This window comes from Streptomyces sp. NPDC058295 (genome assembly GCF_042880655.1).
Classification (GTDB): domain Bacteria; phylum Actinomycetota; class Actinomycetes; order Streptomycetales; family Streptomycetaceae; genus Streptomyces; species Streptomyces coriariae.
Genome location: NZ_JBHVYO010000024.1, coordinates 99511 through 115953, shown reverse-complemented (window position 1 = coordinate 115953; position 16443 = coordinate 99511). Strand labels below are relative to the sequence as shown.

The following is a 16443-nucleotide window of genomic DNA, read 5'->3' as shown; positions in this document are numbered from 1 at the left end:
ACCGGCCTGCCTGGCGCGATAGGGATGGACCCATGAGTTTCGACGGGGGCGCCGGCCACGAGGCCGACGAGACGACGAGTTTTGTTCTGCAACCGCCCAGGCCGGCACCGCAACAGCAGGCCGCGGTGCCCGTCCAGGTCGCCCCGCCGCAGGAGCCGGGCGTCGGGCGGCTCATCGCGGGACGCTACCGGCTGCTCGCCAAGCTCGGGCACGGCGGCATGGGCACGGTGTGGCGCGCCAAGGACGAGACGGTGGACCGCGAGGTCGCGGTCAAGGAACCACGCGTCCCGGACCACCTTCCCGAACGTGAACAGGCCAACGCGTTCGAGCGGATGCGCCGCGAGGCGCGGGCCGCGGCCCGGCTGGACCACCCGGCCGTGGTGAACGTGCACGACGTGGCGGTCGTCGACGGCCGGCCGTGGATCGTGATGGAGCTGGTCCACGGACGCTCGCTCGGCGACGCCCTCCAGGAGGGCACGCTCGGCGCGCGCGAGGCGGCCAGGGTCGGCCTGGAGGTGCTCGGCGCGCTGGAGGCCGCGCACGCGGCGGGCATCCTGCACCGGGACGTGAAGCCGGACAACATCCTCCTCGGCCGCCACGACCGGATCGTCCTCACGGACTTCGGCATCGCCCAGATCGAGGGCGAGACCAACCTGACCGACACCGGCGGCTTCGTCGGCTCGCCCGAGTACATCGCCCCCGAGCGGGTGCTGGGCCAGCGTCCCGGCCCGGCCTGCGACCTGTGGTCCCTGGGCGTGGTGCTGTACGCGGCGACGGAGGGCGTCTCGCCGTTCCGCCGCAGCAACACCCCGGCCACGCTCCAGTCCGTCCTCAACGCGGTGCCCGCGCCGCCCGCCGCCGCCCAGGGCCCGCTCGCCGAGGCCGTCAACGGCCTCCTGGAGAAGGACCCGGCGCGCCGCCCGGCCGCCGCACGGGTGCGGGCCCTGCTGGAGGCCGCCGCGAACCCGCCCGCGCCCCAGCCCACCCAGGTCGTACGGCAGGTGGAAGTCCCGCGCGCCCGGCGCCGGTTCGGCCGCGCGGTGTGGACCGGGCTCGGCGCGGTGGTCGTCGCGGCGGCGGTGGCGGCGTACCTGGTGGTCGCCGACCCGTTCGCGGGGCCGCTGCCGGACGGCTGGGAGAAGCACCAGGTGAAGGACGTCACCGCGAAGGTGGCGGTCCCCGGCACCTACAAGAAGGGCGTCCCCGACCGCGAGACGGACGACAGCCACTGGGTCAGCTACACCGACCCGAGCGGTGCCATCTCCGTGGTGCTGTCGGTGGAGCGCAAGGCGGAGGACACCGGCAAGGAGATCAAGGCGTCCGCCGCCGCCGAGATGTACGCCGACGACGGCGTGTTCAAGGAGAACGGCAGCTACCGCCTCGACATGCCGAAGGCGCCGAAGACGCAGCCCGACGACAACGCCACGTTCCGCGACCGGAAGGCCGCCGGGAACACCGTCCGCTACACCACCGACGACACCCAGGACCCTCGCCCGCGCGAGCTGCGGATCCTCTACTACAAGTCCACCGCCGGCGACATGTACCGGCTCACCATCGCCTACCCGGGCGCGGGCGACTTCACGGCGCGGGGCCGCGAGGTGGCCCGCACGGCGATCGCCAACCTGGACCTCGACAAACTCTAGGTCAGGGCAGGTCAGGTCAGGTCCTGGCCGGGGTCGGCCCGGTACCTCCCCGGAGTCGTCCCGAACTCCCGGCTGAAGGCGTGGGAGAGGGCGTACGGGCTGCCGTACCCCGTCTCCCGGGCCACCGCCGCCAGCGGCGCGTCCGTGTCGCGCAGCCGGGCCGCCGCGAGCGTCAGCCGCCACCACGTGAGGTACGCCATCGGCGGGCGGCCCACCAGCGCGGTGAAGCGGCGCGCCAGTGTCGCCCGGGAGACCCCCGCCCGGGCCGCGAGACTGTCGTTGGTCCAGGGCGCGGCCGGGTCCGCGTGCAGCGCGCGCAGCGCGGCCGTGGCCACCGGGTCGCCGAGGACGGCCGGCCAGGTGCCCGTCGCGGCCCGCGCCAGCCAGGCCCGGACCATGTAGACGAGCAGCAGGTCGAGCAGGCTGGGCAGGGCCAGGGAGGAACCCGGTCGGCGTCCGTCGAGCTCATGGGCCAACAGGTCGACCGCAGCGTGGAGTTCGGACGGCCGGTCGGCCCGGTTCGCCAGGTGCACCACCTGGGGCAGCTCCGCAAGGAGCGGGTGCGTACGACTGCGGTCCAGCCGGTACTTGCCGCACAGCAGCTCCACGTCACCCGACGTGTGACGCGGCCGGACCTCTTCGAACGGCACCGCACGGGCCGCCGTCGCCGCGTCCACCGGCCCGTCGGCCAGTACATGCCCCGCACCGTGCGGCAGCAGCACGACGTCTCCCGGGCCGAGGTGGATCCCCGTACCGCCCTCCGGCAGCAGCCAGCAGCTCCCCGCCAGGACGACATGGAACCCGGCCCCTTCGTAGGCGGCGATCCGGGTGCACCAACTTCCGCTCACCCCCAACCGGTCGGAGTGCGGCCGTCCGGTGCGCACTGAGGAAATCGCGTCGCTCACCACGTCCATGGGGGAAGGGTAGGTGAGGCGGACGCGTATCCGGTTGAGCGGTTCGGGCATCGAAACGCTCAGGGGTGCCTCCCTAGGCTCGCCGACATGACTGACGAACACGTGCAGAGCTTCACGGTCGGGGACGTCGAGATCCTCCGGGTGGTCGAGTGGCAGTCCCTCTTCGTGCCCGCTTCCGACCTCGTCCCCGGCTGCGGTCCCGAGGTGTGGAAGGAACACCGGGAGCTGCTCGCCCCGGACCACTGGGACCCCGACAGCGACCGGGTGATGTCGGCGCTGCAGACCTGGGTCGTGCGCAGTGCCGGCCGGACGGTCCTCGTCGACACCGGTGTCGGCAACGGGCGGGAGCGGCCCGGCCTCCCGCACTTCCACCGGCGGCAGGGAGACCTGCCGGGGCGGCTGGAGCGGGCCGGCGTGCGGCCGCGGGACGTCGACCTCGTGGTCAACACCCATCTCCACGCGGACCACGTCGGCTGGAACACGCTCGACGTCGAGGGGGAGTGGGTGCCGACCTTCCCTCGCGCCTCCTACCTCCTCCCGGCCGCCGACGACGCCTACTTCGGCCCTGTCGGCGGCTACGGTGGCGGCGTACGGGAGGACGACCGCCTGGTCTACGAGGACAGCGTTGCTCCCGTGCACAGGGCCGGGCAGGCGGTGCTCTGGGAAGGGGAGCATCGCATCGACGAGCACCTCACCCTGGAGTCGGCCCCCGGCCACACCCCGGGCTCGGCCGTCCTGCGGGTCGCCTCGCGCGGCGAACGGGCCGTGTTCGTCGGGGACCTGCTGCACAACCCGGTGCAGGTGCTGCGGCCCGAGTGCAGCAGCTGTTTCTGCCTCGACCCGGAACTCGCGGCGGCTCAACGTGCCCGGATCCTCGAACGTGCCGCAGAGGAAGCGGAGTTGGTGATACCCGCACACTTCGCCGGGCCGGGTGCGGTGGAGGTGCGACGGCTGGAAACGGGACGGTTCGCCGTGGGCAGGTGAGGGCGCCGGAGATCGTGGTAGTCATGGAGACATGAGCAACGACGGGGACCCCGGCGGCGCCGAAAGCCGGACGGTGGGCGGCCGCTACCGGCTGTTGGAACGTATCGGCTCCGGCGGTATGGGCACCGTCTGGCGGGCCCGCGACGAGCTCATGGAGCGCGAGGTCGCCGTCAAGCAGCCCCGGCTGCCCGGTGATCCCGAGGACGACTTCCACCGCCGGGCCGCCCACCGCCTCCACCGCGAGGCCAGGGCCGCCGCCCGGGTCGACCACCCCTCCGCCGTCGCCATCCACGACGTCGTGGTCGAGGGGGGCACGGGAGCCGACGCCGATGGCGGGCTGGACGGACTCCCCTGGATCGTCATGGAGTTGGTGCGCGGCGAGTCCCTGCACGAGGTGCTGAAGCGCGGCCCCCTCGATCCGGCCGAGGCCGCCCGGATCGGCCTCGCCGTCCTCGGTGCCCTGCGTGCCGCGCACGCCGTCGGCATCGTCCACCGGGACGTGAAACCCGCCAACGTCCTGCTCGGCCCTCACCGCCGGGTCGTCCTCACCGACTTCGGCATCGCCCACATCCAGGGCGAGGAATCCCTCACCGTCAGCGGCGAGTTCGTCGGCTCGCTGGAGTTCGTCGCGCCCGAGCGGATGGCCGGCCGGGGCGGCGGTCCTGCCTCCGACCTCTGGTCCCTGGGCGTCCTGCTGTACGCGGCCGTCGAGGGCTGGTCCCCGTTCCGCCGTACGACCGTGGAGGCCACGCTCGCCGCGATCATCGCCGCGGACCCGCCGGAGCCGAAACGGGCCGGCCCGCTCGGCCCGCTCGTCGTACGGCTCCTGGTGCGCGACCCGGTACAGCGGCCCGACCCGGCGGAGGTCGCCGAGATCCTCGCATCGGTCACGGAGGGCCGACCGGTCCCGGCCTGGGAGCAAGGGCAGCACGGGAAGCACACGACAGGGGAGTCGGGGGAGTCGGAGGAAGCGGAGCAGGCGCAGGAAGCGGAGAAGCAGAGGACGGAGAGGGCGGAGAACGCGGAGAGGGAGGAGGCGGAGCGGGCCGAGCCTCAGGACATGCACGCCTTGCGGGAGTTCGGTGAGGACGCGGGAACGGTGCGCGTGGGAGCGGCACGGCCGGACCCGTCGCGACCGGGCGCGCAGCCCGCGGCGAACGACCGCCCCGGACCACAGCCCCACCCCGCCTCGGCCACCGAGCCCGGGGCGGCCGGTTCGGGCCGCCTCCGGCGGCCGCTGACGCGTCGCTCGCTGACTCTGGCCGTGCTCGTCGGGCTGCTCGCCGGGGGGACCTGGTGGGGGAGCGCCTGGCTCGGCGGAGCCGACAGCGGGGCGGCCGAGCGGCCGGTGACCTACGCCGGTTCGGCGCCGACGGAACCGTCCGCCTCCGCCTCGGTAGCCGCATCAGCCCCTGCCTCCGCCGTCGCGGGGGCGCGGTGGGTCGCTCACCGTGAGGCCGGGCTGGACGCCGTCCTCTCCCTCCCGAGCCGGTACCGGCAGTCGGCCCGGCAGGCCGACGCGGATCAGCAGCCGCGCCTGGTGGTCTACTCGGCGGGCGCGGTCGACGTGCGCCTCACCCTCTGGGACAAGGCGCCCGCCGACCCGATGGCCAGGGCCGTCCAGGCGCACGAGACCTGGAACGGCTACGCCCCGGACGCGCGCACCCAGACCACCCGTACCAGCTTCCACGGCGCTCAGGCCGCCCTCGCCGACACCACCTACGGTCTGGACGACACCCCGACCCGTGTCATGGAGCTGTTCGTCCTCACCGCCGACGCCCGCATGTACGAGCTGCGCGTCGACATGCCCAAGGGCACGCCGGAGGAGAAGCAGGGCACGGCGGTGTTCAAGGAGGCGCGCGACCGCCTGGAGATCCGTAAATGACCGGGCATTGCGTCCTGATCAGCAGGTTTGTTGCCAGTGAACGCTGGCGCCATGTGTGCGGTCGGTGAAACCGTATTACCGGCGGGTACCCAAAGTCTTCCCCACGTCATACCCTGCGCCTCATGACGGACTCGCAGGCCCCGGAAAAGACCGGCACCGAGATCAGTGGGACGACCACGACCGGTACCAACCCCCTCGCCCCCGCCCCCACCGGCGTCCGTACCGCCGCGGACGTGGTCACGCCGGAGCTGGTCGCCCAGCTCACCAAGGGGGTGACCGGCTCCGGCCGTACCGCCAACCACACGCCCTTCACCGGCGGGAAGCTGGCCGACCTGCCCGAGTCCACGCCCGACGACGTACTGAAGGCCTTCGAGGCGGCCCGCAAGGCACAGGCGGTCTGGGAGCGGACGCCCGTGCGGGAACGCGCCGCCGTGCTGCTCCGCTTCCACGACCTGGTGCTGGAGCGCCAGGCCGAGGTGCTCGACCTCATCCAGCTGGAGACCGGCAAGGCCCGTCTGCACGCCCACGAGGAGGTGCAGGCGGTGGCCGTCGCCGCCCGGCACTACGGCCGCAAGGCCCCCGCCTACCTCCGTCCCAAGCGGCACGCGGGCGCCATGCCGACGCTGACGAAGGTGACCGAACTGCGCCACCCGCGTGGTGTCGTGGGCCAGATCGCCCCCTGGAACTACCCGCTGGAGCTGTCGGTCGGCGACGCGCTGCCGGCGTTCGTCGCGGGCAACGCGGTCGTGATGAAGCCGGACACGGAGACCTGCCTGACCGCCCTCTGGGCCCGTGACCTGCTCGTCGAGGCGGGGCTGCCCGCCGAGGTCTTCCAGGTCGTCCTCGGTGAGGGTCCCGTCGTCGGCCCGGAGGTCGTCCGGCACGCCGACTACGTCTCGTTCACCGGCTCCACCCGTACCGGCCGCGAGGTCGCCCAGGGCGCGGCCGCCCGTCTGATCGGGGTCTCCCTCGAACTCGGCGGCAAGAACGCCATGCTGGTCCTCGAGGACGCCGACATCGAGAAGGCCGCGGCCGGCGCCGTCCGCGCCTGCTTCTCCTCCGCGGGCCAGCTCTGCATCTCCATCGAGCGGCTGTACGTCCACGAGTCGATCGCGGACGCCTTCGTCGAGCGCTTCGCCGCCCGCACCAAGGCCATGCGCCTTGGCACCTCGCTGGCCTACGGCGCCGACATGGGCTCCCTGGTGGGCGAGCGCCAGCTGGAGACGGTGACCCGGCACGTGGAGGAAGCCGTCGCCAAGGGCGCCAAGGTCGTCGCCGGCGGGGTGGCCCGCCCGGACATCGGCCCGTACTTCTTCGAGCCGACGATCCTCGACGGAGTGACGGAACCCATGTCCGTCTGCACCGAGGAGACCTTCGGCCCGGTCGTCTCGATCTACCGCTTCAAGACCGACGACGAGGCCGTCGAGCAGGCCAACTCCACGCCGTACGGGCTGAACTCGTCGGTCTGGACGAAGGACGGCCGCCGCGGCCGGGACGTCGCCTCCCGGCTGCGCACCGGCACGGTGAACGTCAACGAGGGCTACGCCCCGGCCTACGGCAGCGTCCAGTCCCCGATGGGCGGCATGAAGGACTCCGGTCTCGGCCGCCGCCACGGCTCCGAGGGCATCCTCAAGTACACCGAGGCCCAGACGGTGGCCCAGCAGCGCCTCCTGCCGATGGCTCCGGCACTGGGCATGGACGACGAGAAGTACGCGGAGTTCATGAGCCGGAGTCTGAGGCTGATGAAGGCGTTCCGCTTCCGCTAGGGCGCCCGCGCCGGAGCGCACCCCGTCCCACCCGTTCTCAAAGAGGAGAGCATGTGTCCCAGGACACCTACGACTACGACGTCCTCGTCGTCGGATCCGGCTTCGGCGGCTCGGTGACCGCCCTGCGCCTGACGGAGAAGGGCTACCGAGTCGGTGTCCTGGAGGCGGGCCGCCGTTTCACCCGGGAGTCGCTGCCCAAGAACTCCTGGGATCTGAAGAACTACCTCTGGGCCCCCAGGCTCGGCATGTACGGCATCCAGCGCATCCATCTGCTGGGCAACGTCATGGTGCTGGCCGGCGCGGGCGTGGGTGGCGGCTCCCTCAACTACGCCAACACGCTCTACGTACCGCCGAAGCCCTTCTTCGACGACCCCCAGTGGCGTGACATCACCGACTGGCAGGAGGAGCTGAAGCCGTACTACGACCAGGCGCGGCGCATGCTGGGCGTACGGCTCAACCCGACGACGACCCCCTCCGACGTGCATCTGAAGGCGGCCGCGGAGCGGATGGGCGTCGGCGACACCTTCCACATGGCGCCCGTCGGCGTGTTCTTCGGCGACGGCGAGGACGCCGACGGGACGGCGAAGGCCCAGCCGGGGGAGCAGGTCGCCGACCCCTACTTCGGGGGCGTGGGCCCGGCCCGCAAGGCCTGCACCGAGTGCGGCGAGTGCATGACCGGCTGCCGGCACGGCGCCAAGAACACCCTGAACGAGAACTACCTCCACCTCGCCGAGAAGGCGGGCGCGGTCGTGCACCCCCTGACGACGGTCGTCTCGGTCACGGACGACTCGCAGGGCGGCTACGCGGTCGCCACACTCCCCACCGACGACCGCCGCAAGGCGAAGGGCAGGGTCTTCAAGGCCCGCCGGGTCGTGCTCGCCGCGGGCACCTATGGCACCCAGACGCTGCTGCACCGCATGAAGGCCAACGGTCAACTCCCTTATCTTTCACAGCGGTTGGGTGAGCTGACCCGCACCAACTCGGAGGCGCTGGTCGGTGCGCAGACCGACGACCGCCGCTACCGCAAGGTGACGGGCGCGGCGAAGGTGGACTTCACCCGCGGAGTCGCCATCACCTCCTCCGTCCACCCGGACGACAGCACCCACATCGAGCCGGTCCGTTACGGCAAGGGCTCCAACTCGATGGGCGGCCTGTCGATTCTGCAAGTGCCGTACGCGGAGGGTTCGTCGAGGGTGGCCGGCTGGCTCGCGAACGCGGCCCGCCACCCGCTCCTGGTCCTGCGCTCGCTCTCCAACCGCAAATGGTCGGAGCGGACCATCATCGGCCTGGTGATGCAGTCCCTGGACAACTCGCTGACGACGTACCTGAAACCGGACGGCGTCGGCAAAGGCCTGCTCACCGCCCGCCAAGGCCACGGCGCCCCCAACCCCAAGCAGATCAAAGCCGCCTCCGAGGCCGCCTCCGCGATCGCCGCCGACATCAACGGCTTCGCCGGCTCCAACGTGGGCGAGCTGATGGGCACCCCGCTCACCGCGCACTTCCTCGGCGGCTGCCCGATCGGCGGCTCGCGCGAGACGGGTGTCATCGACCCGTACCACCGCCTCTACGGCCACCCCGGCATCTCGGTCGTCGACGGCGCCGCGGTCTCGGCGAACCTGGGCGTGAACCCGTCGCTCACGATCACCGCCCAGGCCGAGCGCGCGATGTCGTACTGGCCGAACAAGGGCGAGACGGACCCGCGTCCGACCCAGGGCGCGGCCTACGAGCGGCTGAAGCCGGTGGAGCCGGTCAGTCCGGTGGTACCGGCGGAGGCGTTCGGCGCGCTGCGTCTGCCGTTCCTGGGAATGCCGGCCGTCCCGCCCAAGCAGTAGACGATCCGATCGGGCAAAAGGCGAAGGGACCTGCGCCCCCCTCCGAGCGCAGGTCCCTTCGCTGGTCTGTACGCGCGTTACGCGTGCGTGCCCGCCTTGCGGCGACGGACCGCGAACACCGCACCGGCGCCGGCCACGACGGCCACCCCGCCGACCAGTCCGATCATCGGCAGCGCGGAGTTCGAACCGGTCGAGGCGAGGCTGCCGCTGATCGGCTTGGCGCTGCCCTGGGGCTTGGGACCGGCGGTGGGCTTGTCACCGTTCGGCTTGGCGTCGTCGGCACCGTCCGCATCGCCGCCGGCGGCGAGGATCTCGACGTCGTAGTAGTCACCGTTGACGTAGCAGTCGGAGTCGTCGCCCACGTACAGGGCGTCGCTCATCGCCAGCGCGGAGCCCGCCGGGGCCGACGCCGCGACCTTCACACGGAGGTCGAGAGACGCGGAGGAGTCCTTCTCCAGTTCGTCGAGCTGGGCGAGGAAGGAACCGGTGACGTTGACCGTCTTGCCGTTCTCGTCCTCGTAGGAGTCCTGGTAGGCGTCGGTCCACTTACCGTCCTCCTTGACCTGGATGATCGCGAGTCCCTCGGACAGCCAGGCGTCCGTGTCGTCGGCATAGTCAAGGAACATGGCCATGTACACGTTCTTGAAGTCGACGTCGGAGTCGTTCCCGACCTCGTACGTGAAGTCGTGCCAGCCGGAACCGGCGACGATCTTGCTGGGCAGACCCTTGACCTCGGCCGTGAGGTTCTCGTCCAGGTCGAAGGTCTCGCAGTCCGTGTTCGGGTCGAACCCGTCGTCGCTCTTGCTCGCCGACGGGCTCGCGGAGGCCTTGCCCGAGCCGGACGCGGACGGCGACGAGCTGCCGGACGGGGAGCTGGAGGCGCTGCCGCTCTGCGATCCGGACGCCGACGGGGACGAGGTGTCGGACTCCGAGGCGGAGGCGGACGCGCTCGACTCGCTCGAACCGGACGGCGAGGCGGAGGTGTCGTCGGACGCGCTCGCGGACGGCGAGCCGCTCTCCTCCGCGAAGGCGGCGGGCGCGGACAGCAGGGCGAGCGGCGCGATGACGGCCGTCGCGGCGATGGTGACGAGCGTGCGGCGGAGTTTCATGAAGACCTCGGTCGATCCGGCGGGAGGCCTTCCGCATGGGGGTGGGGATGTGGCCTTTGGTTCGCTAGGTGTGACTGGCCAGAGCTGTGAACAGTTGTGCTGAACTCACAGGATCTTTATGTGGCACGCGTCACACCTGCGCCGATCCGGCCGTCGTCGCAGGGCAGGACACCGCCCGAGCCCGGCGGTGAGACACCGTCTGTGGCAGGGAGGGTGCGTCGGACCGGGCCCGGACGAGCTCCCCGTTCGGTCGCGGTGCACGCTTCCCGCGGGGCATGACGAAGGGCCCCGCGGGACGGATCCGCGAGGCCCTTCTTTATCGTCAGCACCGGCGTCAGGGCAGCGCCGGTGCCTGGGAGCGGCGCCGGGGGGTCGCGCCGCTGGCCTGGACCTTTGGCAGTGCGGGCAACGCACGGAAGATGGTTGCCCGGAGGGGGACTTGAGGCTGGTCGGGCCTGTCTACGCATCGTGATGGATGAGCGCGGCGCCCGCAACCGTTTGACCCAGCCCTTGTGCATTTTTGCATTTTTCGCCGGTCGGCTCGGCCCCGGGCGTCCCCGAGGCCGGCCGTTCTCTTGGGTGACCGGGCTGCTGTCCCCTGCCGTCCGGTCACTTGTCCGGAGCGAGGTCCCACGGCGCACGGCACGATCCGTACGCCTCATCGCTCCAGCGAGCCACGCGTGGTTATTCCGGGCCCGCCCCTGGCTGGAACGGACACCGGGACCAACGAAGCCGTCCGGGAGGCGGTCACGCGCCCGTACGGGTGAGAAGGGGGCTGACGGGGGTCGAACTGACGCCCGACCTCAGACGCGGCCCCGGCACAGTTCGAGCAGCGTCATCGCAAGGGACGTGCCGGGCTTGCCGAGGGCGTCCTTGTAGTGGCCGAGGATCTCCATCTCGCGGGAGAGGTTCACGCGCCGGCCGCCGGAGGTGATCCGCGCTTCCTGGATGACGGCGGAGACGGCCATCCGTTCCTGGATCAGACCGATGATCCGGTCGTCGAGCGAGTCGATGCGCTCACGGGCGCCGGTGATCACGTCGGCCGCCTCGGGGGTGCGGGCGCCGGTCACGTCGATGGCGGTCGTGTCGATGGCGGTCATGGGGGCTCCTGTGGTGGGTACGGGTGCCCCGGAGCGGCAGGACCCGGGAGAAACGACAGGCGCCCCGGGCCTTGTCGGCCCGGGGCGCCTGGGAAGTCGCTTGTCAGTTGCTCAAGCAGCACGACCATGGCAGCCGGTGGGCCGGTTGCCATAGGTAAAGACGAAGGTCGGGTGCGTGAGCATGCGGCCAGTATGCAGGGTCCCCGGGTGAGGTCCAAGGCGGTTCGCGAGCCGGTTCGCATCCTGAGACGCGGTGGTGGGTCCGGTGCCGGGTCCGGTCCCACGTCCACCTCGGTAGAATCGGGTTACACAGAGACCCCGCCCCACCGCCGGAAGGCCCCCGTGTCATCAGCGACTCCTACTGCCGCCGCCCCCGACACCGTCCTGGTCGTCGACTTCGGCGCGCAGTACGCCCAGCTCATCGCCCGTCGAGTCCGCGAGGCGCGGGTCTACAGCGAGATCGTGCCGAGCACCATGCCGGTCCAGGAGATGCTCGCCAAGAACCCGGCGGCGATCATCCTCTCCGGCGGCCCCTCGTCCGTGTACGAGGAGGGCGCCCCCCGCCTCGACCGCGAGCTCTTCGAGGCCGGCGTCCCCGTCTTCGGCATGTGCTACGGCTTCCAGCTGATGGCGCAGACCCTCGGTGGCACGGTCGACAACACCGGCGCCCGTGAGTACGGCCGCACCGAGCTGCACGTCTCCCGCTCCTCCTCCACCCTCTTCGAGGGCACCCCGGCCGAGCAGGCCGTGTGGATGTCGCACGGCGACGCCTGCTCCGCCGCCCCCGAGGGCTTCAGCGTCAGCGCTTCCACGGACGTCGTCCCGGTCGCCGCCTTCGAGAACGACGAGAAGAAGCTCTACGGCGTCCAGTACCACCCCGAGGTCATGCACTCCACGCACGGCCAGCAGGTGCTGGAGCACTTCCTGTACCGCGGCGCGGGCCTCGCCCCGGACTGGACCACCGGCAACGTCATCGACGAGCAGGTCGCGGCCATCCGTGAGCAGGTCGGCGACAAGCGCGCCATCTGCGGCCTCTCCGGCGGCGTGGACTCGGCGGTCGCCGCGGCCCTCGTCCAGAAGGCCATCGGCTCCCAGCTGACCTGCGTGTACGTCGACCACGGTCTGATGCGCAAGGGCGAGACCGAGCAGGTCGAGAAGGACTTCGTGGCCGCCACCGGCGTCCAGCTGAAGGTCGTGGACGCGGAGGAGCGCTTCCTCACCGCCCTCAAGGGCGTCTCGGACCCCGAGGAGAAGCGGAAGATCATCGGCCGCGAGTTCATCCGGGTCTTCGAGCAGGCCCAGGCGGAGATCATCGCCGACGCGGGTCCGGCCGTGGAGTTCCTGGTCCAGGGCACGCTGTACCCGGACGTCGTCGAGTCCGGCGGCGGTACCGGCACCGCGAACATCAAGTCCCACCACAACGTGGGCGGTCTGCCGGAGGACCTCGAGTTCCAGCTGATCGAGCCGCTGCGCAAGCTGTTCAAGGACGAGGTCCGCATGGTCGGCCAGGAGCTGGGCCTGCCGGAGGAGATCGTCCAGCGCCAGCCGTTCCCGGGCCCCGGCCTCGGTATCCGGATCGTCGGCGAGGTCACCAAGGACCGCCTCGACCTGCTCCGTGACGCCGACGCGATCGCCCGCGAGGAGCTGACGGCCGCCGGTCTCGACCGTGAGATCTGGCAGTGCCCGGTGGTCCTCCTCGCGGACGTCCGCAGTGTCGGCGTGCAGGGCGACGGCCGCACCTACGGCCACCCGATCGTCCTGCGCCCGGTCTCCTCCGAGGACGCGATGACCGCCGACTGGTCGCGCCTCCCGTACGACGTCCTGGCGAAGATCTCCACCCGGATCACCAACGAGGTGCGCGACGTCAACCGGGTCGTCGTCGACGTGACCTCGAAGCCGCCGGGCACCATCGAGTGGGAGTAGTCCTCCCGGTTTCGACGGTCAGGTCCGTTTGAGCGTGCGCACCGGCTCCCCGGGCTGCCAGACCTGGGCGACCAGATAGGTGTCGTCCTCGACGTGGGTCCGTACGACCTCCGTCAGCTCGGTGCGGAAGAGGTGGAACGGCTGCGGCGGTTCCACCTCTTGCACGTACGCCGCCCTCGCCTCCCCGTCCGCCACCTCGACCGCCCGACCCGCGATCCGTACGTCGCCCCCGCCCATCCCGGTGCCTTCGCCGGGGTTGGCCTGGAGGCAGAAGCGTGCGTCACGGCGCAGGTCGAGGGCCTTGAGCGAGTCCGGCATCATGCCGAGCCACAGCTCACCGCCGAGGAAGCGGACCTCGATGCCGGTGGTTCGAGGGGAACCGTCCTTGCGGAGCGTCGCGAGAACGTGATGCGTGAAGGCTCCGAAGCGTTCCTCGGTGATCTTCGCGAGTGCGGGTTCGGCTGCGGCGAAGGCCGCCCAGTTCGCTGTCATACGGCGAGTGTGGCCCCGATACCCGACATCCGCTGTCGGGTATGGCCGGGCCGTGGGCCAGAAACCCTGTGGGCCAGAAGCGCTGCGGGTCAGAAGCGCTGCGGGTCAGAAACCCTGGGGCACCGGCCGTACGTACCGCTCCAGCCCCGCCGCGTCCCGCACCGGCGTGCAGCCGGCCGCCGTGAGCCGCCGGGCCAGCTTCGCCCGCCGGGTCGTGTTCACCTGGAGGGAGCCCAGCATGAACAGCGGCATCAGCACGGCCAGCGGGAGCAGGACGGCGTACTTGCCGGTCAGCACCGCCATCAGCAGGAACAGCACCGCCGAGCCCCAGCCGATGGCCAGCAGCTGCTTACGGTTGGCGGCCGCGCCCAGGGCGTCGTGGCGGATGAGCGCCGTGATCACGTCGACCTCCGCCCGCACCTCGGGGACCGGGGTGAGCGAGCCCAGGTACATGCCCGGCACCGGGCGTCCGGGGCCCGGGTCGGGGAACGCCGCCGAGTTCGCCGCGGCCCGCTGCCGCGCCCAGGGGCTGGAGTCGCGCACCAGCTGCACGTGCATGATGCGGTGCTTGCCGACCAGGCGCACGCTCTCGTACCGGAAGCCGTAGCACTCGGCCAGGTAGACCAGCGCGCCGAACGTCTCCAGCTCCGCGAAGGGGTGGACCAGCTCGATGTCGTTGCGCGTCGCGATCTGACGCATGAGGGCGGTGATGTGGCGGTCGGTGAGACTCACGGTGTGCTCCGAAGGTGACGGAAATCGTCATCTTTACATAACGGCTCTGCCCTTTTGCACTGACCGACGGTAACTTCCGCGTCGTAAAGCAACCAGTGCTGGAGGACCGATGCACGGGCCCACGCCGCCTGCCCCCCTGCCCACCGACCGGCTTCAGTTCGCGATGCCGCCGATGCACGACTCGGTGGAGGACGAGCGCCGACACCGCAAGGAACGCCTGGCGGGCGCGGTACGCATCTTCGGGCGGCTCGGCTTCGAGGACGGCGTCTCGGGGCACATCACCGCCCGCGACCCGGAGTTCGACGACTGCTTCTGGGTCAACCCGTTCGGGATGCCCTTCAAGCACGTCACCGTCGGCGACCTGGTGCTGGCCAACGCCGACGGACAGGTCGTCGAGGGCCGCTACCACGTCAACCAGGCCGCCTTCACCGTGCACGCCCAGGTGCACGCCGCCCGCCCGGACGTCGTCGCGGTCGCCCACTGCCACTCGGTGCACGGCCGCGCCCTGGCCGCGCTCGGCGAGCTGCTCGACCCCATCACCCAGGAGAGCTGCGCGTTCTACGAGGACCACGCGCTCTACGACGCCTACACCGGCGTGGCCGTCGACGCGGAGGAAGGGCGGCGGATCGCGTCCGCGCTCGGCTCCCGCAAGGCGCTCGTGCTGCGCAACCACGGGCTGCTGACGGTCGGCGACTCGGTGGACGCGGCCGCCTGGTGGTTCCTGTCGATGGAACGCTCCAGCCAGGTCCAGCTGACCGCGCGGGCGGCGGGCCGGCCCGTCCTGATCGACCACCGGGCGGCGGTCGCGACCCGGGAACAGCTCGGCGGCGACCTCGTGGCGTGGATCAACTACCAGCCGCTGTGGCAGGACATCAGCCGGGGTGAGCCGGACCTGCTGAGCTGAGACCCGCCCCGGCGGTCGTCTCCGCAGGTCGCGTCCGGAAGCCGTGTGCGCAGCCCGCGTCCACAGGCCGCGCGCTGAAGGGGCCGCGTGCTGGACGGAGGCCGTGTCCGGACGGAGACCGTGTCCGGACGGAGGTCGCGCGCCGGTGCGCGTTCTAGAAGCCGCGCAGGACGACCGCCTTCGTCCGGGTGAACTCCTCGTCCGTGAGGACCCCGTCCCGGTGCAGCTCACCCAACTCGCGCAGTCGGCGCAGCAGTACGTCGTGGTGGTCGGACGGGGGCGGGACGGACGCCGCGAGCCCGCGCCCGCGGGCGAGGTCCCCGTACTCGCCCAGCTGCTCACGTTCCTGGTCGCGCCCGTGCTCCAGCTCCGCACCCGCGTGTGCGGAGGGATGCGGGAGACGCGCGGTGACCGCGGTCGCGACCAGGGCCGTCAGCAGGTCGCGACTCACGTTCCCCCACAGATCCAGGGCGTACGGGTCCTTCTCGGCCGGCAGTTTCGAGAACACCGTCTCGCGGGTCACGAAGCGCAGGAAGCCGTCCTCCAGACCGGAGTTGGGCAGCCACTCGACCCGCACGACATCGCCGACGTTGATCACACGCGGGCCCGTCGCCCGCTTCACCCGGTCCGAGGTGTCCGCCCAGTCGACCCGCACCTGGGTGCCGTCGAAGGAGACGGTGCCGTCGGAGGAACGCACGGAGACCGGAACCGGCGGGCCCGGCAGGAGGTAGGCCTTGGTCGGCTCGCCCGGGACCTGGTCGAGGAGCAGCGCGTGCCGGACCTCCTCGGCGAGGTACTCGGCGACCCCCGAACGGTCCACGTCCACGGTGAGCCGGTAGGGATCGGCACGGTCGGGGAGCCGGCCGCCGGTCGCGTGCAGCAGCGGATCCGCCCCTTCACGCAGCCGCATCCGCAGCCGCCCGCGCTTGCGTTCGGGCTCGTAGACGATCCCGGCGACCGCCTCCAGGGGCACGGTGATCTCCCCGTACGTCTGCCGGAACAGCGGTACGGAGCGGTGGAGTCCCGGAGTGATCCTGACCGATGTGCCGTCGAAGGCCCAGGTCCCGTCACGCTGGATGATCTCGGCCATACGGAAATTCTCGCAGCCGGGTCAACACGGCCCTGCCCGCTTCACCCGCGCTGACCAGACCTGCCGGGA

At 71.5% G+C, this 16443-nt stretch carries 13 protein-coding genes; 7 read left to right on the top strand and 6 right to left on the bottom strand.

Annotated features, from left to right (window positions below; all coding sequences use genetic code 11):
• Window positions 1–32: 32 nt before the first annotated feature.
• Window positions 33–1643: a serine/threonine-protein kinase gene (locus ACFVYS_RS25280; protein WP_389505448.1), complete on the top strand. Its 1611-nt coding sequence runs from the start codon at window positions 33–35 to the stop codon at window positions 1641–1643.
• Between the two features lie 11 nt (window positions 1644–1654).
• Here ACFVYS_RS25280 and ACFVYS_RS25275 read toward each other — a convergent pair whose 3' ends face one another.
• The gene (locus tag ACFVYS_RS25275; protein WP_389505446.1) at window positions 1655–2557 is read right to left on the bottom strand and encodes an AraC family transcriptional regulator; all 903 of its coding nucleotides are present in this window, start codon (window positions 2555–2557) and stop codon (window positions 1655–1657) included.
• A gap of 87 nt (window positions 2558–2644) precedes the next feature.
• On the opposite strand from ACFVYS_RS25275, the gene ACFVYS_RS25270 reads away from it, so the two are divergent.
• The 4 genes from ACFVYS_RS25270 to ACFVYS_RS25255 all read left to right on the top strand — a co-directional run bounded on the left by ACFVYS_RS25270 (window position 2645) and on the right by ACFVYS_RS25255 (window position 9024).
• Window positions 2645–3541: an MBL fold metallo-hydrolase gene (locus ACFVYS_RS25270; RefSeq protein ID WP_389505444.1), complete on the top strand. Its 897-nt coding sequence runs from the start codon at window positions 2645–2647 to the stop codon at window positions 3539–3541.
• Between the two features lie 31 nt (window positions 3542–3572).
• Window positions 3573–5426: a serine/threonine-protein kinase gene (locus ACFVYS_RS25265; RefSeq protein ID WP_389505442.1), complete on the top strand. Its 1854-nt coding sequence runs from the start codon at window positions 3573–3575 to the stop codon at window positions 5424–5426.
• A 122-nt stretch (window positions 5427–5548) separates the two neighbouring features.
• Complete coding sequence (locus ACFVYS_RS25260; RefSeq protein ID WP_389505440.1) at window positions 5549–7192, top strand: succinic semialdehyde dehydrogenase; 1644 nt, start codon at window positions 5549–5551, stop codon at window positions 7190–7192.
• A 53-nt stretch (window positions 7193–7245) separates the two neighbouring features.
• Window positions 7246–9024, top strand: coding sequence for a GMC family oxidoreductase N-terminal domain-containing protein (locus ACFVYS_RS25255; protein WP_389505439.1), 1779 nt, complete (start codon window positions 7246–7248; stop codon window positions 9022–9024).
• Window positions 9025–9101: 77 nt separating this feature from the next.
• Here the strand turns inward: ACFVYS_RS25255 and ACFVYS_RS25250 are convergent, their stop codons facing one another.
• Both ACFVYS_RS25250 and ACFVYS_RS25245 read right to left on the bottom strand, forming a co-directional pair.
• A complete protein-coding gene (locus ACFVYS_RS25250; protein ID WP_389505437.1) occupies window positions 9102–10133 on the bottom strand; it encodes an LPXTG cell wall anchor domain-containing protein in 1032 nt (343 codons plus the stop codon).
• Window positions 10134–10936: 803 nt separating this feature from the next.
• Entirely contained in the window at window positions 10937–11233 is a 297-nt protein-coding gene (locus tag ACFVYS_RS25245) for a chorismate mutase (RefSeq protein WP_389505435.1), read from the bottom strand.
• Window positions 11234–11575: 342 nt separating this feature from the next.
• Here ACFVYS_RS25245 and guaA point away from each other — a divergent pair, with 342 nt between their 5' ends.
• The gene (guaA, locus tag ACFVYS_RS25240; RefSeq protein ID WP_389505433.1) at window positions 11576–13156 is read left to right on the top strand and encodes a glutamine-hydrolyzing GMP synthase; all 1581 of its coding nucleotides are present in this window, start codon (window positions 11576–11578) and stop codon (window positions 13154–13156) included.
• An 18-nt stretch (window positions 13157–13174) separates the two neighbouring features.
• On the opposite strand, the gene ACFVYS_RS25235 is transcribed toward guaA, so the two are convergent.
• Both ACFVYS_RS25235 and ACFVYS_RS25230 read right to left on the bottom strand, forming a co-directional pair.
• The gene (locus tag ACFVYS_RS25235) at window positions 13175–13648 is read right to left on the bottom strand and encodes a pyridoxamine 5'-phosphate oxidase family protein (protein ID WP_389505431.1); all 474 of its coding nucleotides are present in this window, start codon (window positions 13646–13648) and stop codon (window positions 13175–13177) included.
• A gap of 105 nt (window positions 13649–13753) precedes the next feature.
• Window positions 13754–14380, bottom strand: a complete 627-nt coding sequence (locus ACFVYS_RS25230; RefSeq protein ID WP_389505429.1) for a hypothetical protein — start codon at window positions 14378–14380, stop codon at window positions 13754–13756.
• Window positions 14381–14489: 109 nt separating this feature from the next.
• On the opposite strand from ACFVYS_RS25230, the gene ACFVYS_RS25225 reads away from it, so the two are divergent.
• Window positions 14490–15284: a class II aldolase/adducin family protein gene (locus ACFVYS_RS25225; RefSeq protein ID WP_020132127.1), complete on the top strand. Its 795-nt coding sequence runs from the start codon at window positions 14490–14492 to the stop codon at window positions 15282–15284.
• 154 nt (window positions 15285–15438) lie between these two features.
• Here ACFVYS_RS25225 and ACFVYS_RS25220 read toward each other — a convergent pair whose 3' ends face one another.
• Window positions 15439–16374, bottom strand: coding sequence for a DUF4429 domain-containing protein (locus ACFVYS_RS25220; protein WP_389505427.1), 936 nt, complete (start codon window positions 16372–16374; stop codon window positions 15439–15441).
• Window positions 16375–16443 lie beyond the last annotated feature (69 nt).

Bases quoted from the DNA above. Each gene is read 5' to 3' on its own strand.
- ACFVYS_RS25220 (WP_389505427.1), bottom strand. From the start codon at position 16,374: ATGGCCGAGATCATCCAGCGTGACGGGACCTGGGCCTTCGACGGCACA.
- ACFVYS_RS25245 (WP_389505435.1), bottom strand. From the start codon at position 11,233: ATGACCGCCATCGACACGACCGCCATCGACGTGACCGGCGCCCGCACC.
- ACFVYS_RS25250 (WP_389505437.1), bottom strand. From the start codon at position 10,133: ATGAAACTCCGCCGCACGCTCGTCACCATCGCCGCGACGGCCGTCATC.
- ACFVYS_RS25280 (WP_389505448.1), top strand. From the start codon at position 33: ATGAGTTTCGACGGGGGCGCCGGCCACGAGGCCGACGAGACGACGAGT.
- ACFVYS_RS25225 (WP_020132127.1), top strand. From the start codon at position 14,490: ATGCACGGGCCCACGCCGCCTGCCCCCCTGCCCACCGACCGGCTTCAG.
- ACFVYS_RS25265 (WP_389505442.1), top strand. From the start codon at position 3,573: ATGAGCAACGACGGGGACCCCGGCGGCGCCGAAAGCCGGACGGTGGGC.
- ACFVYS_RS25275 (WP_389505446.1), bottom strand. From the start codon at position 2,557: ATGGACGTGGTGAGCGACGCGATTTCCTCAGTGCGCACCGGACGGCCG.
- ACFVYS_RS25260 (WP_389505440.1), top strand. From the start codon at position 5,549: ATGACGGACTCGCAGGCCCCGGAAAAGACCGGCACCGAGATCAGTGGG.
- ACFVYS_RS25235 (WP_389505431.1), bottom strand. From the start codon at position 13,648: ATGACAGCGAACTGGGCGGCCTTCGCCGCAGCCGAACCCGCACTCGCG.
- ACFVYS_RS25270 (WP_389505444.1), top strand. From the start codon at position 2,645: ATGACTGACGAACACGTGCAGAGCTTCACGGTCGGGGACGTCGAGATC.